Origin of the sequence: Corynebacterium sputi DSM 45148 (genome assembly GCF_000427865.1) — a bacterium.
In the GTDB taxonomy this organism is placed as follows: Bacteria; Actinomycetota; Actinomycetes; order Mycobacteriales; family Mycobacteriaceae; genus Corynebacterium; species Corynebacterium sputi.
The window spans coordinates 13,976-38,644 of the sequence record NZ_ATYV01000009.1 but is presented as its reverse complement, the minus strand read 5'-3'; the positions used below and the strand labels follow the sequence as shown (position 1 = coordinate 38,644).

Genomic DNA, 24,669 nt, shown 5'->3' with positions numbered 1-24,669 from the left:
AGTGTTTACGCGTCGTGGTCGGCGAACCAGCCGGTCACCGCGGGGCTGAGATTGCGGTAGATGTGCTTCGGCTCCCGGTACTCTGCGAGACCCGTAGGACCCAGTTCCCGACCGAAGCCGGACTGGCCGAAGCCTCCCCATTCCGCTTGCGGCAGGTAGGGGTGGAAGTCGTTGATCCAGATCGTGCCGTGCCTCAACCGCCGCGCCAGCCGCTCACCGCGTCCGGCGTTCTCCGTCCATACCGCTCCAGCAAGTCCGTAAATCGTGTCGTTCGCGATCTCAACGGCCTCGTCTTCGGTAGTGAAGGTCTCCACCGTCACCACCGGTCCGAATGCCTCATCAGTGACCACGGACATTCCTCGGCGGACATTATCGATGACCGTCGGCAGGTAGTAGAAGCCTGACTCGAGCTCCCCTTCCCCCCACGCGCCACCGCACCGGACGCGCGCGCCTTCTGCGACGCCGGCGTTTACGTACTCAGTGACCTTGTCCCGGTGTGAAGCCGAGATCAGCGGGCCGGTCTCTGCGTCCTCGTCGTACGGTCCACCAAGGCGAATTTGAGATGCACGGCGGACCAATTCATCGACGAATTTTTGTGCGATCGACTCCTCCACGATCAGTCGCGCCCCTGCAGAGCAGACCTGTCCGGAGTGCACGAATGCAGCGTTCAGCGCGTTGTCGAGCGCAGCGTCGAAGTCGGCGTCCGCGAACACTACGTTCGGATTCTTACCGCCAAGTTCCAGTGCCACTTTCTTCACGGTCTTGGCGGCGTTGGCTGCGATGAGTCGCCCGGTCACGACGCCACCGGTGAAGGACACCATGTCGACGCTGGGATGAGTGGACAGCGGTGTTCCACAGTCGGCCCCTGCACCAAGTACCAGATTCGCAACACCAGCCGGGAGGCCAAGCTCTTCCATCACCTGGGTGATGAGGATCGCTGTGTGCGGAGTAAGCTCCGCGGGCTTAAGTACGAAACTGTTTCCTGCGGCCAGAGCCGGGGCGATCTTCCAGGCAGCTTGCAACAGCGGGTAGTTCCACGGCGTGATTAGGGTGCACACTCCTACCGGCTCATAGACGATCCGGCTGGCCACGTTCGGGTCCCCGGCGTCGACAACTCGGCCGGCGTCATTCGAAGCGAGTTTTCCGAAATAGTCGAAGCAATTGGCGATGTCGTCCATGTCGAGTCGTGACTCTGCAATGCGCTTGCCTGTGTCCAGGGTTTCAGCGCGAGCGAACTCTTCCTTTCGCTCTCGGAGGGTCACAGCGACCTTGAGCAGGAAGTCGCCTCGTTCAGCCTCGGGTACCGACGACCAGACGCCAGAATCAAAAGCCCGGCGTGCGGCTTCGATTGCCGCGATGGTGTCGCGCTCGTCAGCCTCGTCGACGGTCGCGACGAATTCTCCGTTGGCCGGGCAGTGGATGTCCCGGGTTCCGCCTCCGATAGCGGATGTCCAGTTTCCGTCGATGTACAGCGTCTCAGACATGTTCTCTCCTCTGATGTGAAAGTTAGGGCTACTGGCGGTTCTCGTCTTCGGAGCCCTCTGTGAAGTCATCTTGCCAGTCGACGACTACCGACTTCTCGACGCCGAGCGAGGCATCCGAGCCATTCTCGGAGATTCGCAAGAATTCAAGATGTGATTCGTAGTGACCAACCACGTCAGCGATTAACTGCTCAGCCGAGTAGTCGTACACGTCATACCCATGGGACCCGGAGGCGGTAAATACCTCGAGCCGGTAGTACTGTCCGGCCTCCGACAGGGTGGGATACGAGTACGCGGGCTTATCCCTGCGTACCGGATATATCTGGTAGCTGAAGGTATTTCTGTCGCCAACGTCTGCGGACAGCACTAGCGACGGCGCTCCAAGTCCTGCGGTATCTTCTCGATCCACTCGGACACCGTCAGATGTCTTCGCGAGCTCTTCAGCGACGGTATCCAAGGTCGGCGCAGCGACCTGGTCGATGTACCGAACTGCGTCACTCTTGTCCGGGAAATGTGTGACCCGGCGCAAGCGGCGGCGCCAACTGACTTCAGCCGGGCCGAACCTAGACCTGACCGTCGCGGTGTAACCGGCTTGGTGCTGCGCTTCGGTCCGCAGGGCTCGGTAGAACGAGATCATCACCATGTACATCAGGATCGACAGCGGGAAGCCCATGATCAGCGTCGCCTGCTGGAGCGTCGTCACGCCGCCGACCAACAGCATCGCTAGGGTGAGCACACCGGTCGCCACTGACCAGAAAATACGGATCCACTTCGGCGCGTCCTGCTTAGTGTCCTCGATCTTCGACGAAAGATTTGCGAGGACCAGTGCACCGGAGTCAGCCGAGGTCACATAGAACAGCAGTCCACTAATCAAGGCGACAGCCATCAGTAGCGGCGCGCCTGGATATTGCGCCAGCAGTCCGAAGAACGCCTGCTCTGGGAGATCTATTGCTGTGCTGGTGAAGTCTTCATCTCCACCAAGGACCAGTTCAAGTGAGGCATTTCCGAAGATCGAAATGAAGATCGCGATGAAAGCGAACGGAACAGCCAAGACACCGATGATGAACTGACGAAGGGTTCGCCCCCTGGAGATCCTTGCAAGGAAGAGACCAACGAACGGAGCCCACGCGAGCCACCACGTCCAAAAGAACAGGGTCCATGCCTGCATCCATTCATCGGGCTGCTCCCAGGCGTAGGTGTCCATGAGCATTCCGGGGAAGGAAGCCATGAAGTCACCAACATTCATCACCAGCCCCTCGAACAGGCGCCGGGTTTCTCCGACGACTGTGATCCATACGACGAGAACCACTGCGATCAGAACGTTGAGCTCCGAGAGCCTGCGGATGCCCTTTTCCACACCTGAGACCGTCGAGATCGTTGCGACTACTACCGCCAGCACCACGAGTCCTACCTGCAGCCCGACGCTCTGGGGAATATCGAAGAGCACATGCATGCCATAGGTGAGTTGCACGACTCCAATTCCTAGCGTCACCGACAAGCCAAAAACGCTTCCCAAAATGGTGAAGACATCGGCTGTATGCCCGATCGTTCCGTCGACCCGCTTACCGAAGATCGGGCTAAGAACTGATCTGATGCTCAGTGGCATGTTCCTGCGGTACGCGAAGAAGGCAAAAGCACCTCCGATGACGGCGTACATCGCCCAACCCACTGGTCCGTAGTGGAAAAAGGTCCACACGATGGCTTGGCGGGCAGCCTCTACGCTTTGCCCATCCCCTCCGGGTGGGTCCATGTACTGAGCGACGGGCTCGGATACCGCGAAGAACATCAAGTCAATACCGATACCTGCGGCGAAGAGCATGGATACCCAGCTGAACAACCCGAACTTAGGCTGCGCGTGATCGGGGCCCAGCTTGATTTTTCCAGCCGAGGAAAATGCTAGGAACAGTACAAATGCGACCACGATCGCTGCAGTGAGGATGTAGTACCAGCCGAAGGTGCTGGCGGTCCACACAACTACAGTTCCGATGATGGTCTCTGCGTTGTCCGGAGCGACCATTGCCCAGACGGCTACTGCAACGATCAAAGCGGCAGAGGATAGGAAGACCGGCCACTGCACCCGGTTCTGTACTGGTCCCCCAGGGGTTCCAACAACGGGGTCGGAACTGTCCTCTTCCTCGTCGACGGCAGGATTCTGCTGAGTCATGACTCTTCCGATTTCTTTTATGTTGTTTTCAAGCGATCACTCATCGCTCGGTTCGAAGTAGGGCTTGGCCCTGTGACGAGGCTAACAAAATTCCCTGAATGCATTAAGATCTATTCTCCCATATATATTCCTCATGATGCTCCGTCAAGGTCGCGCCGACCGCATGCACCTACACTCGGCCCCATGGCAACAGTCATCCTCGTCCGTCATGGCCGCAGCACCGCGAACACCGCCGGCATCCTAGCCGGCCACACCTCAGATGTACACCTCGACGGCCTAGGCCGACAGCAGGTCGCCGCCACTGCGGACCGGCTTGCCACGGTCCCTCTCACAGCCGTTGTGAGTAGTCCTCTGGAGAGGTGTGTGGAGACGGCGGAAGAGATCGTCGGGAAACAAAAAGAGCTAAAAGACGTGCTTTCCGACGCCTCCCTCACCGAATGCCACTACGGCCTCTGGCAAGGCAAACACCTGGGAGAATTAGCGAAAGAAAGCCTCTGGAAAATAGTCGTCAATGAACCGTCCAGGGCCCGCTTTCCCGGCGGCGAGTCCCTGCCGGAGATGCAGCAACGCATCGTCAGAGCAATCCGCGGGCGCGACGCTCAGATCGAGGCCGAGCACGGCCCCGGCGCCGTGTGGGTCGCGGTCAGTCACGGCGACCCGATCAAGTCCGTGATTGCCGACGCATACGGCATGGACTTCGACAACTTCCAACGCGTGCACGTCGACCCGGCATCCGTGTCGATCATCCATTACGGCAGCTCCGACCCCGACGAGGATGGTCATCGCATTCACGGCGCAAAGCCGCGGGTCATCGCAGTGAACACCACTGGAGGTGACCTGGATTGGATGGCGCCGAAGTCCACCACAGCGGAGGAGTCCGCCCCTGCTAGAGCTTCCGATCCGCAGGTCGGTGGAGGAGCTGGGCACTGAGCCTACGAATTCCTGGCTCTGAACCTGCTGTTAACAAGAATTTCTCGCACGTTCCATCGATTCAGTGCCACACTGGAGGCATGCCCACCATCACGCACGGATTCGACTGGCCCGACCGTTTCGTCGTCGGCACCGTCGGTATGCCCGGCGACCGCACCTTCTACCTGCAGGCGCGGGAGCGGGGCGTGACCGTCAGTGTGTCGTTGGAGAAGCAGCAGACTGCGGCGCTCGCGGAGGGCGTCGAGGAGCTTCTGGAACGCCTCAAGGACCAGGAGGGAAATCCCTTCAGCGTTCCGGATGAGACTGAGGAACTTCTCGTCGATACCGATCCGTTGGATATGCCGGTTGATGAGGCTTTTCGCGTAGGGATGCTCACTCTCGGATGGGATCCGCGCACCTCACAGATCGTCGTGGAGGCTGCGCCCACCCCGCAGTTGTCGCCGGAGGAGTTCGAGACTCTCCAGGAGGCGATGGACAATGACGAATCCGTGCAACTGGAGGTCGAACCCGAAGAGGTTCTGCTGGTGCGGATTCCCGTCGGCGCGGCGAAGGCATTCGTGGACCGGACCCGTTCCATTGTTGAGTCCGGACGGCCGACCTGCCCCATCTGCGGCGAGCCTCTCGACCCAGACGGCCATGAGTGCGCCAACCCAGGAGACCTCGGATTCCCCGGCGGGACCGCGTGACCGAGATCCCTAGCGGCCCCATTGATCTGGAGGGCCGCATCATCCAGGCCTCCAACGCGACGTTCGTGGGCTCGATCGACGACACTCGGGTGGTTTACAAACCCATCCGCGGTGAGCAGCCGCTGTGGGACTTCCCCGGAGCAACCCTCGCTCACCGTGAGGTCGCCGCTTACCTCCTGTCCGAAGCCCTCGGCTGGAACATCGTCCCAACGACCATCCTTCGCGACGGCCCCCTCGGCCCCGGCATGGTCCAACTCTGGAAAGATTCCGATTCTGCTCAGGAGCCGGTGCTGATCGTGCCGGATGCGGATGTCGAGCAGTCGCTTCAGGCCGGCAACCTGCACATTCTTGACGCCGTCGACCAGGACGATCACCCGATTTCGCTCCTGCATGAAGACACTGAGGCTCTTCGAAAGATGGCGCTTTACGACGTCCTATCCAACAACGCCGACCGCAAAGCCGGACACATCCTTCCCATGGAGGACGGCCATCGCTTCGGCGTGGACCACGGGCTGACCTTCCACACCGAGCCGAAGCTGCGGACGGTGTTGTGGGGCTGGGCCGGACAGCCCTTGACCGATGATGAGGTCGCGGCCGTCACCGACCTGCGCGACCGCTTGGACTCGAGCACGGGCGATGCCGACGGCGAATCACTCGTTGAGACACTCGGCGAGCTCCTCACCGTCTTCGAACTTGAGGCTCTCGTCGACCGGTGCAATGCGCTGCTGCGAACCGGCGCCTTTCCCACTCCGTCCGGCTACGGGCCGGCGGTGCCGTGGCCCGTCTTCTAATACTCGACAGCTCGGCGCATAGCTCGGCCCATCTCGAATAAGCGGGCACTCGCTGGGTATCTCCCCAAAAAGACAACCTTGCTACGTAGCTCGAATACCCTCTAGATGTTGCATGGCGAACGTAGATCTGCAACGTCTAGAGGGTGTTCGGCGCACGCTCACAGGTCGCTGCTCCCACTGAAGCTGCGGCACTACAGATGCGAAGGCTAGCGAGTAGGAACCTATTGGCCGCGCCGCCGACGCCGTGCACCGAGGTACGAACCCACCACCGCCGCTCCGAGATCATCTAGATCAGGTGCGATAACTGATCCGTCCGCCCGGCGCGCCATCGAGTCAATGAATCTAGCTAGGCCGGGGTCGTCGCCAAGGCGGAAAAAGGTGGTGCGAGCGCCAGCGCGGGTGGTTTCATCGAGTTCGCGCACTGCCAGCCCGATGGTTACTGGGCTCGGCGGGTAATCAAAGAAGGCGTGACCGCTGCGGTCTAGGTGGGCCGTGGGTTCGCCGTCGGTGACGATCAGAAGTACCGGTTGCGCATTCGGGTGTTTGCGGAAATGCCGGTTGGCCAGCAGCAGAGCATGGTTCAGGTTTGTGCCCTGCTCCCATTCGGACTCCATCGAGGTCAGTCGATCAATGTCAGTGACCTCCGCTTGCCGGCCAAAGGTGATCAGCTGCAGGTCATCACCGCGAAAACGTGTGGAGACAAGCGTGTGCAACGCGAGAGCCGTCCGCTTCATTGGGACCCATCGACCTTCCATCGCCATGGAGAAGGACGTGTCGACCAGAAGTGCCACGCATGCCTGGGTGCGGGCTTCGGTTTCTTGGATCTCAACGTCATCAATCGTCAGCCGCACTCCACCTGAGGGGTCACCACCGTCGGCCACCGTGCGCAGTACCGCGTTATTCACGCTGCGGGTGACGTCCCACGGTTCGGTGTCGCCGAACTGCCAACCCCGTGAGCTTCCCGACGCCTCCCCACCCACACCACCTCTCCTCACATCCCTACTCCCCTGCCGTCCAGACAGCCTTTCCGCGGCATCGCGGAGCAAGGACTTCCCCAGTTGGCGCATGGCTGTGGGAGTGAGGTGGAGGTGGCCGTCAGGTGAGCGTCGGAAAGCGCCTGATTGTTGTATTTCTGCTTCGAGTCTCTTCAGTGCCTCCAGGTTCACCACTGCATCGTCGCCGAGCATCCGGCGCAGGGAATCGAGGTCGATGTCATCAAGTGACGAGCCTGGGCCGGACTGGGCCAATTGCTCAATCAGGCCATCAAGGTTCGCGATGTCCTGGAACACTCCAGTGCCATCCCCCAGCCCGAGGCCCTGACTAGGCTCGCCGTCTATGGGCTCGGCGCCGCGCCAGTCTTCATCGGGGCGGAGCATCTGCAGGTTCGCGTCGAGTTCGCGGAGGGAATCCAGCAAGTCTGGGGAGCCGAAGGCTTGTTGGGCGAGGGCGTCGAGTTCATCGCGCTGCTCCTGCGTCATCGAATTGCGCATGCGCTGAGCGGCGGCAGCGCGCTCAGCAAGGGAGTCGAGGAGTTCGTCGATGTTCTTCGGCGTCTCTGGGAAGTAGTCGCCGTGGGTATCCATGAACTCGTCGAAGCGTTCTTGGGTGACTGCTCCGGAACGGTGCTCTTCCAGGAGGTTGTTGAGGTCATCGAGCATCGCCTTTGTCGCAGCTCGGTCCTCGTCGGTGGCGTTTTCCAGGGCGCTTTTCATTCCCTCAAAGCGTTGGTCCAGCAATTCCCGGCCGAGGAGGTCCTTGATCTGCTCGAACTTCTCCCGAGCATCGGTGCTCTGCCAGGTGTAATCATTCAAATCATTGACTGCAGCGGCCGGCGACGGCGGGAGGTTCTGCAATTGCATCTCTGCCAGGGTGCGCTCGATGTCATCGAGGTTCACATCCCGGGCGAGTTGGCCGCGTTCGGCGAGGACGGCGTCGTCCAGAAGTTTCCTGATCTCCTGGAGTGTGCCATCCAAGTTGTTGTTCTCTGTCAGTTCGCGGCGGCGCTCGGCGACGCGCTGAGCGATGTCATCGAGCCCCTCCATATCCCGACCACCACGGCGCAGGAACTCCTGCAACGCCCGCTCGGCCGGGTAGCCGGCCATGACGTCCTCACCCATCGACTCCAAGGCTTCAGTGAGGTCCACCGGCGGAGCCAATGGATCCGGCCCACCGGTGTAGCGGCCGAACCTCGCATTCCTGGTCAGCCGCCTATTTCGCCTAGTGGGACCGGAGTTGTCAGCCATAAACGGTGTCGCCTCCGAGCATTTCCTTGTCGATCCGCCGTCCCAAGTACAGGTACTCCAAAGCCAGTTCGATAGCGGCGGCGCGGTGCCCGACAGATGGCGCGCCTGCAGTGCTTTCGTCTACTGAGGGCTGCGCCAACTGGACAATCGTGTCGTAGAAGTCGGAGCCATCCTCGAGCGTGTCGACCACTGGCAGCCCAGCAAGGAAGCCTTCTGCGGTGATCTGCTCGCCGGTATTGACCGAGATCCCACCACTGAGCGCACTGATCAACGGCTCACAGTCGAGGTCGCGGAAGATCTCCCTAACTGTATGAGCGGTCGCGGTGCGCAGCAGGTGATCAAGGATGTCATCAGCACGGTCCTCTTCCCCAGATTCGAACTCGATTTTTCCGCCGAGAACGTCCACGGCAGTTTCCAGATCAACTGGCCTGGCGACGGCCAGTTCTTCACCATTTCGCGCCGCCCGATGCACCGCAGCAGCGGCAATGGTCTCAGCACCGGCGATGGCGAACCGAGCGCTGACACCGCTGCGCTGATCGACCGACGGGGATTCACGCAGTTCACGAGTGAACCTCGCCAGGATCTCCAATAGATAATCAGGGACCTCCGCCCGCAGGTCCGCCTCCTGACGAATGACGGCGATCTCGTCCTCGAGTTCCACTGGATAGTGGGTGCGGATCTCCGCACCGAAGCGGTCCTTCAAGGGTGTGATGATGCGGCCGCGATTTGTGTAATCCTCGGGGTTCGCGCTGGCCACGACCAGCACGTCCAACGGCAGGCGCAGCAGGTAGCCGCGGATCTGGACGTCTCGCTCCTCCATCACATTGAGCATCGCCACCTGGATTCGTTCAGCCAGGTCCGGGAGCTCGTTGACCGCGACGATGCCCCGGTGAGCGCGAGGGATCAGACCGTAGTGGATGGTCTCGGGGTCTCCAAGGCTGCGACCTTCGGCGACCTTCATCGGATCTACGTCGCCGATCAAGTCAGCCACGCTTGTATCGGGCGTCGCGAGCTTCTCCGCGTAGCGCTCATCGCGGTGCTTCCATTCCACTGGCAGGTCATCCCCGAGCTCCGCCGCCCGACGCCTACTTTCCGGCGTAATCGCCTCATACGGATGCTCACCCAATTCGGAACCTGCAATGACAGGCGACCATTCGTCCAGAAGCCCAACCATTGTCCGCAGCAGGCGCGTCTTGCCTTGCCCTCGTTCACCGAGCAGCACCACGTCATGGCTTGCAATGAGGGCCCGCTCTAACTGCGGAATGACCGTGTTCTGCATTCCATGCAGGCCTGGCCACGGGTCGCGGCCCTCGCGGAGGGCAGCCAGGAGGTTATCGCGGATTTCAGAGCGCAGGCTCTTCTGGATGTGGCCAGAGGAACGAAGGGCTCCGACGGTGTTCACTGTGGGCTCGTTCACTCCTCCGAGGCTACGCCTGCGTGTGCGATTAGGGAACGGCCCATTTCGCCAGGGTCCGCGGGCCCGATCACACCGAAAGGACGAGTAAAAGGTGGTGCTGTCGGCGATTAACACCTGCAGGTGCCAACGCGGAATTCGACCTCGCGGAGCGTTTCAACCGGTCATTTTGCCTTATCCACAAAGAAAAGAGTGTCCACAAGTGGGTAAGGGGACGTCGGGAAGCGGTGTCACCTGCAGGTGACAACGGCCGATGATGACACCACCTGCTTCCCGACGTCCTATCGGAAGCACTGTCCAGCAACGACAAGAGGGAGGCACCTCGATGAACCAGACACCACAACGAATTCACGTCAGCCCCAGGGCGATCCATGAAGCCGCTCGGATAGGCATATACCCGGGGACGACCATGGTTCTGCGCGCTTTCGACGGTTCCGAGGAACCAGTGCCGCGCCTGCTGCAGGGCTTGCTGCTGGAGGCGATGAAAATTATCGGCGCGGGGGAAGGTGTTGTTCTGGCGCCACTCGGTGAGCATTTGAGTAGCACCGAAGCCGCGCGATACCTGCGGATCTCTCGAAGCACGCTGCTGAACTGGGTCAACGACGGTCGGATCGACACTTTCCGTGCCGGGACTTATGCCCGGTTCCTTCGGGACGATGTGTACCGGCTGAAGCTGAGTATTGAGCCGGAGCCGTACCGCTCTGAGCTGCTGAAAGAACTGGAGACCTATGACCCGGGGTTCTTCCCGGATCCTTGATGGCTCTGGTGCTACTGTCCAATGTTCTTCGGGCGGGTGAAGAGAGCAATTTCCGACCTATGAGGAACGACGAAAGCGGCCGTGGAGCACGGCCGCTTCCAGTCTTTATGCGGAGAGGTTGAACTCTTCGCCTACGCTGCACTGTCGATGAGCTCGACCTTCGGAGCATTGCCGGCCCGATCCATCGCACGCTGGCGGTAAACCATCGCGGGAATGAAGATGACCAGGCCTCCCAGTGCCAGGGCCGCACCTGCCAGTGCCGGGTAGGAGTAGTTGAATCCGGCGGCGATGACAGCGCCACCGACGGCAGCACCGGCACCGTTGGCGATGTTGAATGCCGCCTGGTTCATCGAGGCGGCAAGGTTCTGTGCCTTGCCAGCAACGTCCATGAACCGGGCCTGCATGTTCACCGCGAGCACACCGCCGGCGATCGACAGGAGGCCGAACAGGGCAATTGCCATCGTTGCGCTGGTGCTGAGGAAGAAGAACATGATGAGCAGGATGATCATGGCGATGAAGGACCCCACGACGGTCTTGTCCGGGCTCACGTCTGCGAGGCGACCACCGAGCCAGTTACCGACGACCATGCCGATTCCGTAGACCATCAGCACGAACCAGATGAGATCCATCGAGAATCCTGCCCGCTCGGTCATCGTCCAGGAGATGTAGGTGTACACCGCGAACATCCCGCCGAAACCGACCGCGCCAGCGAAGAAGGACATCAGGACCTGCGGGTTGATCAGCGCGCCGAACTCGGTGCTGGGGCGCGTCGGCGCCATCAGGGTCATGTGAGGCATTGCGTGCCAGAGTCCTGCGATGCACAGGAGGCCGATGATCACGACCAGTCCGTATGCGACGTTCCAGCCGAGAGTCTGGCCGAGCCACTGAGCTGCGGGGACACCGATGACGGTTGCAGTCGCGAGACCGAGGGAGATCCTCGCGATGGCCTGGCCACGCTTGCCCGGCTCTGCCATGGACGCTGCAATGAGGTTCGCTACCGCGAAGTACGCGCCATGCGGAAGACCAGCGACGAGGCGAGAGAAGATCAAGATGGCGTAGCTGCCGGTCATGCCGGCGAAAACTGTCAGCAGGTTGCCGAGAATGAAGGCTGCCATCAGCACAATCACTAATCGGCGCCGTGGCACTCGGCCGGTCAATGTGGTGATCAACGGAGCACCGACGACAACGCCGAGGGCGTAAGCGGTCACGACATGACCAGCCTCCGCTTCGGTGATCCCCAGATCTGCGGCGATCATCGGCAGCAGGCCCATCGAGACGAACTCCGTGGTGCCGATGCCAAAAGCACCGAGCGCCAGCGCGAGCATGGCGATCGGACGACGGCGCCGACCCATCTCCGTTTGTGCCGGAAGTGGATTTCGGTGGAGTCGAGGAGATTGGGTGAGGCGCTCAAGGCGCAGGTTCGTGGACATCATGAGGCGGTCTCTCCGTGAGAATTGCGGGGCGGCTCCCCTGGTGCGGGAATCGAATCAGGAAGGGCGGCGCATCGGTGTCGCGTCACCACGGTCACGGTCTGTTCCGGTGGGAAATGTCAAGTTGATTTCCGGAACGTCGCTTCGTGAAGTCCCCATTAGTAGACCTCTTGATCGATGAACTCAACGTGAGAAGGCCTTTTTCGCCAAGTTTTCACAGTGATCCTCACTACACCCGAGATTCACCCCCAAAACCCCTACCCCGATCTGTGGACCGCTGATTTCTCCCAAAATCACGTCAACACAGGTGCCGATGTCCGCTAGTTCGAGCGGATACCCCGCAGGTGCCACCCCCTTTGAGGGTGAAGCGCTCATTGGCGGGCACCGGAGTTCGTTACGGGCTGCAGCGATCAGTGTCTCGCGCCGCGCTGGCAGGTGCAGGTGCCAACCTGCCGAGATGACACCACCTGGCTAAGACCCGTCCCACCCGCTAGGCCCAATCCCGCCATAAAAGTGCATGCGATGGGAGTGGAGAGGTGGGTGGTGGAGGTGAACGTCGGGAAGCGTGTCCTGTAGTTAGGCCACGTCGATGCGCGTCTCAGTGCGCAGCTGCCGGCGACGCATGATCATTGCTGGGATGAAGATGACCAGGCCTCCGAGGGCGAGGGCGGCACCGGCTAATGCCGGGTAGGCGTAGTTGAATCCGGCTGCGATGACAGCGCCACCGACAGCGGCACCTGCACCATTAGCGATATTGAATGCTGCCTGATTCATCGAGGCGGCGAGATTCTGGGCTTTGCCGGCAACGTCCATGAAGCGGGTCTGCATGTTGACGGTGAGGACGCCTCCGCCAATGGAGAGGATTCCGAACAAGGCGATGGCCAACGGCGCGTTGGTGCTGGCGAAAAAGAAAGCGACCAAGAGCAGCGCCATGGTGGCGAAGGCGCCAACTACGGCCCATTCGATGTTGATGTCTGCCAGACGCCCACCAAGCCAATTACCCACCACCATTCCGATTCCGTAGACCATCAGCACAAACCAGATGTGGTCAGCGGAAAGCCCGGCGCGGTCGGTCATGGTCCAGGAAATGTAGGTGTAGACGCAGAACATGCCACCGAAGCCGACAGACGCAGCAGCGAATGACAACAAGACCTGAGGGTTGGCCAGGGCACTGATCTCGGTGCTGGGCCGGGTGGCAGGCATGAGGGTCATGTGTGGAACCGCGTGCCAAAGGCCAGCGATACACAACAGGCCGATGACCACCACCAGCCCATAAGCCACGTTCCACCCAAGTGATTGTCCGAGCCATTGTGCTGCCGGAACACCGATGACAGTTGCGACCGCCAGCCCGAGCGAAATCCTCGCGACAGCCTGACCTCGTTTGCCCGGGTCAGCCATCGATGCGGCGATAAGGTTCGCAACGGCGAAATAAGCTCCGTGCGGGAATCCGGCAATGAACCGGGCAAGAATGAGGACCTCGTAGGAGTTGGCGAAGACCGTCAGGAGATTTCCGATGATGAACGCCGCCATCAATAGGATGACTAGGCGCCTGCGGGGGATGCTGCCGGTGAGCGTTGTGATGAGTGGAGCGCCGATAACAACACCGAGGGCATAGGCAGTAACGACGTGCCCGGCTTGAGATTCAGTGATCCCGAAGTCGCCAGCAATCAGCGGCAACAGTCCCATCGAGACAAATTCAGTGGTGCCGATGCCAAATGCACCTAAAGCCAGGGCGAGCATTGCAATCGGCCGACGCCGCCGGCCCATTTCCGTCTGGCGAGGAAAAGGTCGACCTCCGTGGAGAGTCTGGGACAGGTCAAGCCTGCGCAGGCGCGACGGTCCGGGCGATGACTCCGAAGCTTTCGACGTCTCCTGCGAACTCACTAGCTGGAACTCCTCTGCGGAATTGAAACCGACTCGGGACTTCCGGGCCAGGGCGCAGGGTATCGGCCGCTACCGGTGTTTTCCTAATCCAAGTTCAGGTCCCAGAATCACTCGCGGTGCAGCAGGAAGAAGAACGGCTCCTCGCTTCCACGGAAGTCCATGGCTCCGATGCGAGTGTTGGCGTCGATGGTGCGGAAGTGGTCGTTGATGGGCAGAGCGTCGTAGATCATGGTGGCGGTCTCCACGCCTCGGTACTCAACGGTGCGCAGGCGCGCCTTGGGCCGGGACGTTGATAAGGCCCGCAACATCGGCCGGGCCTTCTGGACAATGGGCCCTTGTCGGAAATCGTGGCTCGTTTTACTCGCGAGCTTCAGCGGCAAGAACGCGGGGTTGACGGAGAAGAAACCCCCGCGGTCTTTAAAGATGAGTGGGAAAACATCATCAACAGAGTCGAATCGTTTGCCGTGCCAGCCGGTGGCCTCGAGGAGCCCGTCCATCGGATGCCCGGTGTGCATGCCGGTGCCACGCCAATTCCCGAGCATCTCCTCCGTGGAGGTGGCGGCGCACTCGTCGAAGAAGGCGAGGGCCCCAGCTGTAGTGGTCGGGAGATTATCGATCGCGCTCATGGCACTACCCCGAGTTTCCTAGGGTCTGAATCTCGCCGCCGGTGTACTCCGCAACGTCGTCGCACACAGCGGATTCGGTGGAGTCGCAGGCGAAGATCCAATTCTCGTCGGAGACCAACGTGATCTCCTCGCCCTGTGTCGCGTCCTGCGCCATGACCTCTTCGAAGTCCGCAACGGTCAGGTCGAAGGCCAACATTCCGTCCGGGGCGCAGACGGCGAAGGGAAGGGCTTCGTCGAGGCCGTCAATCTCCGGGATCTCGCAGTTGATGCCCTGGGTGGCCAGTCCCGAAATGGCCGCGTCCATGGTGTCCCAGCCCGCGTAGGCCGCATCGCCGTCAGAATCCGTGCCAGCATTGCCGCCACCGTCAGCGTCGGCATTGCTCTCCGCATTAGCGTCGGCGTCGTCGTCAGTGCTCTCCACAGAGGTGGTTTCCGCAGCGGTGTTCACGTTGCCATCAGCACTGTTAGCAGCGTCATCACCGCAGGCGGCCAACAGTCCGATCGAGGCCACCGCAGCGACCCCGGCGGCCACCGGACGACCCGCACGGGACAGAGTCCCACGTCGCACGGACTTATTCATCAGAGAGATTCGGTTAACTGCCATGCGGCCCATGCAATCACAGACACCTGTGAATCGCCGTGTGTGAGGTGGTGGGGTGAGAGATGGGGACGTCGGGAAGCGGGGGTGTAATCGCTCCCTAATCCAGCATCAGATCGCGCACCTCTACGCGCCTGACCTTGCCCATCTGGTCCGCCGACAGCTCCGTGAACGCCTTGTAGACGCGGGGCACCTTGTAGCGGGCGAGGCCATCGCGCGCGTGCTGCTTGAGCACCTCCGGATCCAGCGACGAGCCTTCTTCCAGGACCACGGCAGCGGCGACGGTCTCCGAGCCGTCATCGCGCGGCAGACCCACCACGGCGACCTGCTTAATGGAGTGGTGCTCGGACAGTACGGCCTCGACCTCGCTGGGATACACGTTGAAACCGCCGGTCACGATCATTTCCTTGATACGCGAGACGATTTTGACGAAACCATCGGGCTCCATCACGGCCATGTCGCCGGTACGGAACCAGCCGTCGACGAAGGACTTCTCGTTGGCATCAGGGCGGTTCAGGTAACCACCGAAAACCTGCGGGCCACGAACCACAAGCTCGCCGGCCTCACCGTGAGGCAGGTCCTTCGTCGGGTCGTCCTCGCTGACGATCTTCACCTCAGTGTCCGGGAACGGCACGCCCACGTATCCCGGGCGACGCGCCTCGCTCATGGGGTTGCCCAGAACTACCGGGGCCGTCTCGGTCAGGCCATAGCCCTCCACCAACAGGCCACCGGTGAGGTTCTCCCAACGGCGCACCACCTCCACCGGCAGTCCGGAGGCACCAGAGAAGGATGCCCGCACACCGGTGATCGGGAAGTTCTGCTCCTCGGCGAGGCCCATGATGGTCTGATACAGCGTGGGAACACCGGGGATCCACGTCGGCTTCTGCTTCTTCATCGCCTTCGCCAGCAGCGGCTTCTCTGGCGCGGGCATCAGCAGAACGGTGCCGCCGATCAGCGGACCGAGCGTGATGTTCATGGTCAGGCCGTACGCATGGAAAATCGGCAGCGCGGCGAGCATCCGCTCCGGCTCCTCGTGCTCGCCCAGGCCCGGCACCCATTCCAGGCCCTGCAGGATGTTCGCGACCAAGTTTCGGTGGGTCAGCAGCGCACCCTTGGGCGTTCCGGTGGTGCCAGATGTGTAGAGCACGATGGCTCCGTCGTTGGGGGTCACATCGGCCGTCTCGATGACGGCTCTTCCCTTGCTTCCCGACGCAACCCGCACCAAATCCCCCCACTCCACAAACCCAGGGGCCGCACCACTGAGCTTCTTGCGGGAGGCCCGCAACTGCGGAACCGGCAGTTTCAAAGCGAACTGCATGACCTTCGGCATCGACTTAGTGATGTTCACCGGGATGATGTGCTCCAGCGGGGAGACGGTGCGCAGTTCGCGGGCGTTGTCCACGGCCTTGTCCCAGAAGATGCCGACCTTCGCGCCGTGGTCCTTGAACGGAACTTCCAGTTCACGGGCGGTGTACAGCGGGTTGTGCAGCGTCGCGATAGCGCCCAGGGACAGCACGGCGTAGAAACTGATGAGCGCCTGCGGGCAGTTCGGAAGGACGATGGCAACATTGTCGCCCTTGCGCACTCCCAGGTCATGCAGCGCGGCGGCGGTCTGATCGACGCTCTCGCCGTACTCCTTGTAAGTAATGGTGGTGCCGAAGAAGGTCATCGCCGGGCGGTCCGGCCACTTCTGCACCGCCTCAGCGAAAACGCTGGCCAGCGTGCGGTCGCCGTAATCCAGGGTCGGGCTGGTCCAGTCGGGGTACTGGTCGAGCCACGGACGGCCCTGGGTGTTGTCACTGCTGTCAGTCATTGAATCCTCTTCATCGTGTGCGTGTGGCGCTACTGGCAATCTACGACGGAATTAGTTCCTTCGTCAGACATACGCCGGATCACCCCATCTGGGTCACGCTGACTCCGGTGTACTCCGAGACTCGTTGGCACGCACCGGGGAACGCTGCTTCGCAGGCGAGGATCCAGTCGCCATCAGCCACCACGCGATACTGCGGTGTTTCGTCTTCCAGAGTGGTGAGGGCGGTCTCGAAACTCTCTAGTGAGATGTCATAGGAGAGCACGGCGACCGGTTCGCACATCGCCATCTGGGTGTTCGGGTCGACCCCAGCAACGTCGTCGAGCTGCTGGCACGCGATGCCCAACTCGTTCAGGCTCCCGACGGCCTCATCCATCGACCCCCACCCCTCATACGGCGGAAGATCCTCAATCGGAACCCCTTCCATCTCAGGTTGCTCCACCGGGCTGACTGGACCGGCGGCCCCGGGATCCTGCTGTGTGGCGGTGGCCGAGGACGTCACCTGCGGAGGTTCCGGAACATCCCATCCCTCGCCACATCCGGCTAAACCCGCAACGGAAATAGCCGCGACTGCTCCAATGAGTGACCTGCGGATAAGAACACCATGCTGTGCCATGCTTCCATCCAAACACAGTCCGCCGGTAGCCTTGACCCATGTATCCGGCGACACTGTCCTCGTCCCGCATATCGATCCGCTCGGTCCTCATCGTGCTTCTCACGATTGTGATCGGCGCCTTCACCGCGCTCGCGTGGTCGGCTCAGGCTAGTGCTCAGACGACCGGGAATCCACAGGCTCAGGACGTGATGGAGGTGACCGACCCGGAGGAGGTCACCGTCATTGACATGGCAGAGGAGCTGTCGGACGACGACGAAATCGCCCTCCAAGCCGACACTTACTCCCTCTCCTTCCCTGAACAGGTCAAAGCCGTCCGGTACATCGTCTTTGATGACAACGACGACAACCTCAACGACACCGTCGAGAACTACCTCCGCGCCGAACATCCGGACTGGATCACCGAGAATGCCTTCACTCCCGGCGAGTTGATCGTTGCGGTCGGCATGGATCCGCACCGCAATGGCGTGTACTGCGGCAACGATGTGTGCTCGGCCATTGACTTCTACGGGGAGGGCCGCCAGGACGGCATCCTCGAGCAGATGGTCAGCCCCCTCCAAGACGGCCGCATCGCAATCGGTCTCTATGAAGGTGCCGCCGCTGCTGCGAACCCTGACGTCCGCCAGATCGACGAGCCGACCCCGGGGTGGGTAAAGGGCCTGGTCATCGCGATCATCGGAGCCATTCTCGCCGGCGCTGCCTCGATCATCGCGTTTTTCTCTCGCAAGTCCATGAAGGACAAGGCCGCCGCAGCCCGGGAGCGTTTCGATCGCGTGCAGCGCGAGTACGGCGAGTCCGCCACTCGCCTGGACGCCATCAACGTTCGCGCCCATTCGCTTACCTCGCCGTTGGCGAATGACTCGCTGCGCGAGCAGTGGGACGATGTGCGCACCCGCTTCCTTTCGCTTAACGACGCCTTCTCCACACCTCCCATCTCCACACTCACTCACGACTCCTCAGACAAGGAGTTCCGCAAAGCCGCAGGTGCACTGGAGGAAGCCGACACCACGGTCACGCAGATGGAGACGGCCGAGAAAAACATCGACACCCTCTACGAGATGGAGCACGGCGACGCCGACACCCGCCGCCGAGAACTGACCTCCCTGCGGAAGGACATTTCCGAGGCCCGTGTCGAGATCAACGACAAAGACTCTGTTCTGGATGAAATCCTCACCGACCTCATCGCCCGCATCGACGAGGCTGACATTGCCGATCCGGAGTTCATGAACTTCTACGCCCGGCTTCTGGACGACTATTCCACTGCCCTCGACGGCGTCGCGTCCCATATGAAGGACGTCGAGGAAACCACCGAACGGACTGCCCCGACGATCTACGACTCCAACTGGCGACCGGGCACCGGCTACAACGCGTTCGTGCCGTATTACATGATCAGCACTTGGCATGCGGCCGACGTCAGTGCTGCTCAGGCCGCCAGCTCCTCTTCCGCGAACACGTCCTTCTCCAGTGGATTCTCAGGTGGAGGCGCCTCCGGCTCTTGGTAGCCGAGCCTCTGCCCCCGGTGCGCTGCAGATTCACCCTCTAGACCTGCACGAACGCCGATAAACTTGGTGCATGGGCCCGGAGAATTCGTCCCCGCCCCATCCTCCGGCACATGCTGCACCGTTCGCAGCATTCGTCATCGGAGCAATCGCCTTTGTATCGGCCATGCTCGTGGCCGCGCTTATCGCCATTGGGTGGCCTGCTTTTGCCCAGGCCACCAACGTCGAGGAACAAGTCGAAAAACAGGTTGGCTCCACCGCAATTGGCGCTATCGACGTCACCGTCATCGACATGGCCAAGCGCCTCTCTGACGAGGACGTGGCCAACCTCTAAGCCGACACCCAAGCGCTGGACTTCCCGCCAGAGGTCCAAGCAGTTCGCTACCTAACGTTCGAAACCAGGGGACCCACCGCTGAGAGCATCGACGCACTGCTGCGAAACCTCAATGACACTGTCGAGATATATCTCCGTGAGAATCACCCAGGCTGGATTCTTGAGAATGCTTTCGCACAAGGCGAGTTGATCGTCGCGGTCAATATGATGCCCCGCCGCAACGGCATTTACTGCGGAAATGACGTCTGCTCCACTCTCAATATTTATGACGAGCGCCGCCTGGACCACATCCTGGAGCAGATGGTGAATCCCCTCCGGGACGGTCGTATCGCCATCGACCTCTACGAAGGTGCCGCAGCCGCCGCGGATCCATCCGGGCCGCCAATGCCCCTTTGGCAAAAGCTCCTCCTCGGCGCAATCGCTGCCCTCGGCGGGCTGGGCGCCTTCCTGGTTTTCCGCAATCGAAAGAAGACCGGCATCGAGGCCCGCGAGAACTTCCTGAAGGTACAGGAGGAGTACGGGGGCGTCGCACAGCGCCTTGATGCGATCAATATCCGCGCGCATTCGCTGACCTCTCCCATCGCCAATGAAGCGCTTCGCGCCCAATGGCATGACGTGCGCACCCGCTTCCTCTCGCTTAACGACGCCCTCTCCACACCTCCCATCTCCGACCTCACCCAGGACTCATCAGTGTGGACATTCTTGCGCTCATCACAGCAGCTGAAGCAGGCGGAGCTGACCGTCACACAGATGGAAACTGCAGAGGACAACATCGACATCATCTACGACATGGAGCACGGTGACACCGACATGCGCCGGCGCCAGTTGAGGCTATTGCGGAAGGACATCACCGATGCGCGACACAAAATCCGCTCATGGAACAAGACCCTGGACGAGTCACTTCAGGATCTCCTCGAACGAATCGACTCCCGAGTCGCCATCCTTGACTCCGGCAAAGCCGACCCAGACTTCATGGACTTCTACGCCGACCTGATCGACGATTACTCCACTGCCCTGGTCGGAGTGGAACGCGATCTCAAGTCCGTCAGGAAAACCACCGAACGCAAAACACCCTGCCTCTACGACTCAGACTGGAGTCCCGGCACCGGATACGGCTCCTATATCCCCTTCTACATGATCAACTCGTGGCACCAATCCGACCTGGCCAAGTCCTCATCAGGTTCCGGCTCATCGAGCTGGTCGGGCTCATCCTTTACCTCAGCGAACACGTCGTTCTCTAGCGGTTTCTCCGGAGGCGGCGGCTCCCGAGGCTGGTAACCTCTTCCACAAACCCACCGCACCCTGTGTACGCAGCACAAACACCCTGTCTGCGTTGCAACTAACGCTCAGTTGTGCAACGTCGACAGGGTGTCCCGGCTACGCAGAGAGGGTCAGCCCCCACGCGGAAGGCTAGTGACCGCGCTCCTGCTCCAGCGGCGCGCCCTCGGCCCAGAACGGAACGAGCTTGTTCTCGTACATCATCAGCGCCGACGCGATAGCCATGTGCATGTCCAGGTACTGGTACGTGCCCAGTCGTCCGCCGAACAGAACGTTGTTGTCGCGGACCTCCTCGGCAGCGCGCTCGCGGTACTTGCCGAGCATCTCGCGGTCGTCCGGGGTGTTGATCGGGTAGTACGGCTCGTCGGTGTCTTCGGCGAAGCGGCTGTACTCCTTCATGATGACGGTCTTGTCCGTCGGGTAATCCTTGTTGCGCTCCGGGTGGAAGTGACGGAACTCGTGGATGCGGGTGTAGTCGAATTCCGCGTCGTTGTAGTTCATCACTGGGGTGCCCTGGAAGTCGCCGGTCTCCACGATTTCGGTGGCGAAGTCCAGCGTGCGCCAGCCCAGGCGGCCTTCGGAGTAGTCGAAGTAGCGGTCCAGCGGGCCCGTGTAGATGACCGGGGCGTCCGGCGATGCGGCGCGAAGGTCGTCAGCGACTGCGAACCAATCGGTGTCCAGCACCACGTCGATGTTTTCGTGGTCAACCATGTTCGTCAGCCATGCGGTGTATCCGTTGACCGGCAGGCCTTCGTAGGTGTCGTTGAAGTACCGGTTGTTGAAGTTGTACCGGACCGGCAGGCGGGTGATGTTGCCGGCGGGCAGGTTCTTCGGGTCGGTCTGCCACTGCTTGGCGGTGTAGTCGCGGATGAATGCCTCGTACAGGGGGCGGCCGATCAGGGAGATGGCCTTTTCTTCGAGGTTGGAGGCGTCGTCGGCGGAGATCTCGGATGCCTGGTCGGCGATGAGCGCGCGGGCTTCGTCGGGTGCGTAGTAGCGGCCGAAGAACTGGTTGATCAGTCCGAGGCCCATGGGGAACTGGTAGGCGGTTCCCTTGTGCATGGCGAAGACGCGGTGCTGGTAGTCGGTGAAGTCGGTGAAGCGGTTGACGTAGTCCCAGACCTTTTTATTTGAGGTGTGGAACAGGTGTGCGCCGTACTTGTGGACTTCGATGCCGGTGTCGGCGTCGGGCTGGGAGTAGGCGTTGCCGCCGAGGTGGTTGCGGCGTTCGACGACGAGCACCCGCTTGCCTTGTTCGGCCGCTGCGCGTTCGGCGACGGTGAGTCCGAAGAATCCGGAGCCCACCACGATGAGGTCGTAGGTGCCGTTCGGCTGGGTCGACTCGGTGGCGAGTCGTTCGGCCTGGGCGAGGGCGTCGGCTGCGTTGGTGTTCGTTGAGTCGTTGTTCACGCGATCGAGTTTAAGGGGTGCGTGTCAAAAGCTCCGCTTCCCGACGCCCTCTTCCCCACAATCCCATCCATGTAATTCAGACCACGGCCTGAAAAGCAGCAAAACTGCAGCCCACCCACTACCTGAGAACCCGTGCGCAACGCTAGACAACGGACGTAACATTGGTATCATTCACCACTAAATGCTCAGCTTTCACATGAGTCACACAGATCTCAGGTGAATCCGCCGGAGTTTCAGTGCCCAGAACCGGGACCGCGCACGGACTACCCAAAGCCTCGCGCGACCACTGGAGAAACCGGAATTACGGGACCTCGACATAACGGGAGACATGGATATGCCCATCCGACGACGCTTAGGCGAAGCCTCCAACGGCAAGCGCACAGCGGCCTTCACGCTGGTCGCAGCTCTTGCTGCCGCACCACTGGTGGCCATTGGTGGCGGTGCTGCCATCAACCTGATCGATAACAGGGACTCCGACCCGGTCCAGGCCGCGATCGACAATGTGTCGGTGGCAGACGGCTTGGACGTGATGGTCGATGACGCACGTATCGCTACCAAGGCTCTTGCTGATGAGGCGAACCCCACCCGTGGCCTGGTCAAGGAAATGCGCCGCGATGAGGAGTTCAGCATGTTCGCGCTGACGTGGGATGGCGAGGACAGCGAAGCTGCCGCGTACTTCCGCGCTGAGCGTCCCGATGGCACCTGGTCGGAGTGGTACGACGCTGACCCGGAGAACTCCGCTGGTGAGTCCACCGACGGAATCAATGGTACTGAGCCGATCTACGTCGAGCCGACCAAGGCTATTCAGTTCACCACTGTCGGCCTGGGAATCTTCGAGGATGGCGCTGGCCGGGCTGCTGACGCGGTAAACGCGTTCATTGAGTCCACCGCGACCGAGATCGAAGACGCCATCGACGGCTACATCCCCGGTGGCGCCGGTTCGGTCGGTGATGTCTCCGAGGGTCTGCAGGGTTCGGTCTCTGAGTCCGCAGAGGGCGCCGGTTCCACCGGTGGCACCGTCCCGGAGTCTCAGGTTGACCCGCAGGGTACCGATGAGGACAAGGACGACACCCTCAAGGGCACTGCCTACGACGATCCGTCGCAGATCCCCGACGAGGGCGAGTACCTCACCATCGAAGAGCGTGACGCCCAGCGCGAGGAGCAGGCTGAGGCTCAGCCGGAGGCTTCCGAGGATGGCGCCAACGGTCGCTCCACCGAGAACCCTGCCGATGAGGCAGGCCCGGGCTCCGCTGAAGGTGCTGACACCGGTTCGCTTGGTGCAGGTTCCTCAGGTGAGACCGGTTCCCTCGGCATCATCGACGCCGCCAACATCGAGGCTGTCTTCATCGACGGAAACGTCGGCGATGACGAGACCATCGCGCCGATCGCAGAGAACAAGGATCTCAGCGGTATGCCGAATGTCGTCAGCCGCTCCGGCTGGGGCGCCGACGAGGGCATTCGTTGTGGCTCCCCGACCGATGACGGCTCGATCAAGGCCGTCACCGTTCACCACACCGCAGGTTCGAACAACTACACCGCCGAGCAGTCCAACGGCATCATGCGCGGCATTTACACCTACCACGCACAGACCCGTGGCTGGTGCGACATCGGATACAACGCGCTGGTCGACAAGTACGGCACTATTTTCGAGGGTCGTGCCGGTGGCCTGGACAAGGCGATCCAGGGCGCACACGCAGGTGGATTCAACAAGGACACCTGGGGAATCTCGATGATGGGTGACTACAGCCGTGAGGCTCCGTCGGACGCCACCCTGGAGTCGATGAGCAAGATGATCGGCTGGCGCATGTCCGTCGATGACGTTGATCCGCTCAGCGACACCACCCTGACCGCTACCGGCTTCTCCGGTTCCAAGTTCCCCAGCGGCGCGAACGTTCCGCTGCCGGCGATCTTCGCTCACCGCGACGTGGGTAACACCACCTGCCCGGGCGATGTCGGATACTCCCACATGGATGACATGCGTGAAGGCGCCAAGGCCGAATACGACCGCATCAAGGGCGGCGGAGTCGGAGCCCTCGGCCTCGGCGGCGGCGGAGTCGGCACACAGACCGGCGACGAAGACGCTGAGGAGTCCGACAATTCCGGATCCGGCTCGGCCGGTTCCTCGGGATCGGCGTCAGGAAGCTCCAGCATTCTCGCTGACGTACTGACCTCCCTCGGCGCCCCGAACCTGGGCACCACCATCAGTGGCATCGCCTCAGCACTGGACAACCCGGACCGTCCGTTCACCATCGAGGACATCCCGGTCCTGGTCAACGCCATCATCCAGGCCAATGAGGACGGCAACTTCTCTGAGGAGTGGAACAACGTCCTGGCCAACTTCGGCTCAGTCCTCGGTGACGCTGAGACGGGAGTCCAGGAAGGCGCGGACGTCAACACCACCCAGGCAGCAGCCACCGATGACGAGGACAAGAATGTTCCCGCCAACGCGGACCGCCTGGAATACGTGAAGTTCGAGCACGGCATCATCACCAGCTCGGAAGCCACCGGCACCAACGCCATCTGGGGCCCGATCGCAGAGGCATGGGCCGAGCAGGGTTACGACGTCGGCGAGCTCGGAGCCCCGACCTCCACCGTCACGCAGGACGGCGACATCTTCACCGCCGAGTTCCAGGGCGGCACGATCACCTTCAACGAAAGCACCGGTGAGGTCAACGTCGATCTCAACGACTAACTCCTTCCGCTGACGCGGCCATCACCGTG

19 protein-coding genes are annotated in these 24,669 nt (G+C 61.4%); 8 read left to right on the top strand and 11 right to left on the bottom strand.

The annotated features are described in order from the left end of the window. Positions 1 to 5 precede the first annotated feature (5 nt). Both YWU_RS0105645 and betT read right to left on the bottom strand, forming a co-directional pair. Positions 6 to 1,484: an aldehyde dehydrogenase family protein gene (locus YWU_RS0105645; protein ID WP_027019696.1), complete on the bottom strand. Its 1,479-nt coding sequence runs from the start codon at positions 1,482 to 1,484 to the stop codon at positions 6 to 8. 28 nt (positions 1,485 to 1,512) lie between these two features. Continuing rightward, a complete protein-coding gene (gene betT, locus YWU_RS0105640) occupies positions 1,513 to 3,645 on the bottom strand; it encodes a choline BCCT transporter BetT (protein WP_027019695.1) in 2,133 nt (710 codons plus the stop codon). 183 nt (positions 3,646 to 3,828) lie between these two features. Here betT and YWU_RS0105635 point away from each other — a divergent pair, with 183 nt between their 5' ends. The 3 genes from YWU_RS0105635 (at position 3,829) to YWU_RS0105625 (ending at position 6,052) form a co-directional block, all read left to right on the top strand. Next, a complete protein-coding gene (locus YWU_RS0105635) occupies positions 3,829 to 4,575 on the top strand; it encodes an MSMEG_4193 family putative phosphomutase (RefSeq protein WP_027019694.1) in 747 nt (248 codons plus the stop codon). 80 nt (positions 4,576 to 4,655) lie between these two features. After that, positions 4,656 to 5,261: a DUF3090 domain-containing protein gene (locus YWU_RS0105630; protein WP_027019693.1), complete on the top strand. Its 606-nt coding sequence runs from the start codon at positions 4,656 to 4,658 to the stop codon at positions 5,259 to 5,261. After that, a complete protein-coding gene (locus YWU_RS0105625) occupies positions 5,258 to 6,052 on the top strand; it encodes an SCO1664 family protein (protein WP_027019692.1) in 795 nt (264 codons plus the stop codon). Before YWU_RS0105630 ends, YWU_RS0105625 begins: the two co-directional genes overlap by 4 nt. A gap of 221 nt (positions 6,053 to 6,273) precedes the next feature. Here YWU_RS0105625 and YWU_RS0105620 read toward each other — a convergent pair whose 3' ends face one another. Together YWU_RS0105620 and YWU_RS0105615 are read right to left on the bottom strand one after the other, a co-directional pair. Beyond that, on the bottom strand, positions 6,274 to 8,295 hold the full coding sequence (locus YWU_RS0105620; RefSeq protein WP_051260089.1) for a vWA domain-containing protein: 2,022 nt from the start codon (positions 8,293 to 8,295) through the stop codon (positions 6,274 to 6,276). Continuing rightward, positions 8,288 to 9,712, bottom strand: coding sequence for a sigma 54-interacting transcriptional regulator (locus YWU_RS0105615; protein WP_027019690.1), 1,425 nt, complete (start codon positions 9,710 to 9,712; stop codon positions 8,288 to 8,290). Before YWU_RS0105615 ends, YWU_RS0105620 begins: the two co-directional genes overlap by 8 nt. Before the next feature lie 406 nt (positions 9,713 to 10,118). Here YWU_RS0105615 and YWU_RS0105610 point away from each other — a divergent pair, with 406 nt between their 5' ends. Further along, the gene (locus YWU_RS0105610) at positions 10,119 to 10,466 is read left to right on the top strand and encodes a helix-turn-helix domain-containing protein (protein WP_027019689.1); all 348 of its coding nucleotides are present in this window, start codon (positions 10,119 to 10,121) and stop codon (positions 10,464 to 10,466) included. A gap of 131 nt (positions 10,467 to 10,597) precedes the next feature. Here the strand turns inward: YWU_RS0105610 and YWU_RS15425 are convergent, their stop codons facing one another. The 6 genes from YWU_RS15425 to YWU_RS0105580 form a co-directional block, all read right to left on the bottom strand. Beyond that, positions 10,598 to 11,899, bottom strand: coding sequence for an MFS transporter (locus tag YWU_RS15425; RefSeq protein ID WP_240484067.1), 1,302 nt, complete (start codon positions 11,897 to 11,899; stop codon positions 10,598 to 10,600). Between the two features lie 573 nt (positions 11,900 to 12,472). Next, positions 12,473 to 13,780, bottom strand: coding sequence for an MFS transporter (locus YWU_RS0105600; RefSeq protein ID WP_027019688.1), 1,308 nt, complete (start codon positions 13,778 to 13,780; stop codon positions 12,473 to 12,475). A 107-nt stretch (positions 13,781 to 13,887) separates the two neighbouring features. After that, positions 13,888 to 14,406, bottom strand: a complete 519-nt coding sequence (locus YWU_RS0105595; protein ID WP_027019687.1) for a DUF4334 domain-containing protein — start codon at positions 14,404 to 14,406, stop codon at positions 13,888 to 13,890. A 4-nt stretch (positions 14,407 to 14,410) separates the two neighbouring features. Beyond that, positions 14,411 to 15,010 carry a hypothetical protein gene (locus YWU_RS15420; protein WP_156892730.1) on the bottom strand — a complete coding sequence of 200 codons (600 nt, stop codon included), beginning with the start codon at positions 15,008 to 15,010 and terminating at the stop codon, positions 14,411 to 14,413. A gap of 94 nt (positions 15,011 to 15,104) precedes the next feature. Beyond that, positions 15,105 to 16,817: a long-chain-fatty-acid--CoA ligase gene (locus YWU_RS0105585; protein ID WP_027019686.1), complete on the bottom strand. Its 1,713-nt coding sequence runs from the start codon at positions 16,815 to 16,817 to the stop codon at positions 15,105 to 15,107. Between the two features lie 79 nt (positions 16,818 to 16,896). After that, positions 16,897 to 17,430 carry a hypothetical protein gene (locus YWU_RS0105580; RefSeq protein WP_156892729.1) on the bottom strand — a complete coding sequence of 178 codons (534 nt, stop codon included), beginning with the start codon at positions 17,428 to 17,430 and terminating at the stop codon, positions 16,897 to 16,899. A gap of 38 nt (positions 17,431 to 17,468) precedes the next feature. On the opposite strand from YWU_RS0105580, the gene YWU_RS15415 reads away from it, so the two are divergent. The 3 genes from YWU_RS15415 (at position 17,469) to YWU_RS15410 (ending at position 20,538) form a co-directional block, all read left to right on the top strand. Continuing rightward, positions 17,469 to 18,929 (top strand): DUF5129 domain-containing protein, encoded by a 1,461-nt coding sequence (locus YWU_RS15415; protein WP_051260087.1) that lies wholly within the window; start codon positions 17,469 to 17,471, stop codon positions 18,927 to 18,929. A gap of 70 nt (positions 18,930 to 18,999) precedes the next feature. Then, positions 19,000 to 19,260, top strand: coding sequence for a hypothetical protein (locus YWU_RS17465; RefSeq protein ID WP_051260086.1), 261 nt, complete (start codon positions 19,000 to 19,002; stop codon positions 19,258 to 19,260). A 15-nt stretch (positions 19,261 to 19,275) separates the two neighbouring features. After that, a complete protein-coding gene (locus YWU_RS15410) occupies positions 19,276 to 20,538 on the top strand; it encodes a DUF5129 domain-containing protein (protein ID WP_084141845.1) in 1,263 nt (420 codons plus the stop codon). 132 nt (positions 20,539 to 20,670) lie between these two features. Here the strand turns inward: YWU_RS15410 and glf are convergent, their stop codons facing one another. Next, positions 20,671 to 21,849 (bottom strand): UDP-galactopyranose mutase, encoded by a 1,179-nt coding sequence (gene glf / locus YWU_RS0105565; protein WP_027019684.1) that lies wholly within the window; start codon positions 21,847 to 21,849, stop codon positions 20,671 to 20,673. A 433-nt stretch (positions 21,850 to 22,282) separates the two neighbouring features. On the opposite strand from glf, the gene YWU_RS17460 reads away from it, so the two are divergent. After that, positions 22,283 to 24,640, top strand: coding sequence for an N-acetylmuramoyl-L-alanine amidase (locus tag YWU_RS17460; protein ID WP_156892728.1), 2,358 nt, complete (start codon positions 22,283 to 22,285; stop codon positions 24,638 to 24,640). Positions 24,641 to 24,669 lie beyond the last annotated feature (29 nt).

Excerpts from the sequence above, each read along its gene's own strand:
- YWU_RS0105645 (WP_027019696.1), bottom strand. The coding sequence starts at position 1,484 with ATGTCTGAGACGCTGTACATCGACGGAAACTGGACATCCGCTATCGGA.
- betT (WP_027019695.1), bottom strand. The coding sequence starts at position 3,645 with ATGACTCAGCAGAATCCTGCCGTCGACGAGGAAGAGGACAGTTCCGAC.
- YWU_RS0105635 (WP_027019694.1), top strand. The coding sequence starts at position 3,829 with ATGGCAACAGTCATCCTCGTCCGTCATGGCCGCAGCACCGCGAACACC.
- YWU_RS0105630 (WP_027019693.1), top strand. The coding sequence starts at position 4,656 with ATGCCCACCATCACGCACGGATTCGACTGGCCCGACCGTTTCGTCGTC.
- YWU_RS0105620 (WP_051260089.1), bottom strand. The coding sequence starts at position 8,295 with ATGGCTGACAACTCCGGTCCCACTAGGCGAAATAGGCGGCTGACCAGG.
- YWU_RS0105610 (WP_027019689.1), top strand. The coding sequence starts at position 10,119 with ATGGTTCTGCGCGCTTTCGACGGTTCCGAGGAACCAGTGCCGCGCCTG.
- YWU_RS15425 (WP_240484067.1), bottom strand. The coding sequence starts at position 11,899 with ATGATGTCCACGAACCTGCGCCTTGAGCGCCTCACCCAATCTCCTCGA.
- YWU_RS0105595 (WP_027019687.1), bottom strand. The coding sequence starts at position 14,406 with ATGAGCGCGATCGATAATCTCCCGACCACTACAGCTGGGGCCCTCGCC.
- YWU_RS15420 (WP_156892730.1), bottom strand. The coding sequence starts at position 15,010 with ATGGCAGTTAACCGAATCTCTCTGATGAATAAGTCCGTGCGACGTGGG.
- YWU_RS0105585 (WP_027019686.1), bottom strand. The coding sequence starts at position 16,817 with ATGACTGACAGCAGTGACAACACCCAGGGCCGTCCGTGGCTCGACCAG.
- YWU_RS0105580 (WP_156892729.1), bottom strand. The coding sequence starts at position 17,430 with ATGGCACAGCATGGTGTTCTTATCCGCAGGTCACTCATTGGAGCAGTC.
- YWU_RS15415 (WP_051260087.1), top strand. The coding sequence starts at position 17,469 with ATGTATCCGGCGACACTGTCCTCGTCCCGCATATCGATCCGCTCGGTC.
- YWU_RS17465 (WP_051260086.1), top strand. The coding sequence starts at position 19,000 with ATGGGCCCGGAGAATTCGTCCCCGCCCCATCCTCCGGCACATGCTGCA.
- YWU_RS17460 (WP_156892728.1), top strand. The coding sequence starts at position 22,283 with ATGCCCATCCGACGACGCTTAGGCGAAGCCTCCAACGGCAAGCGCACA.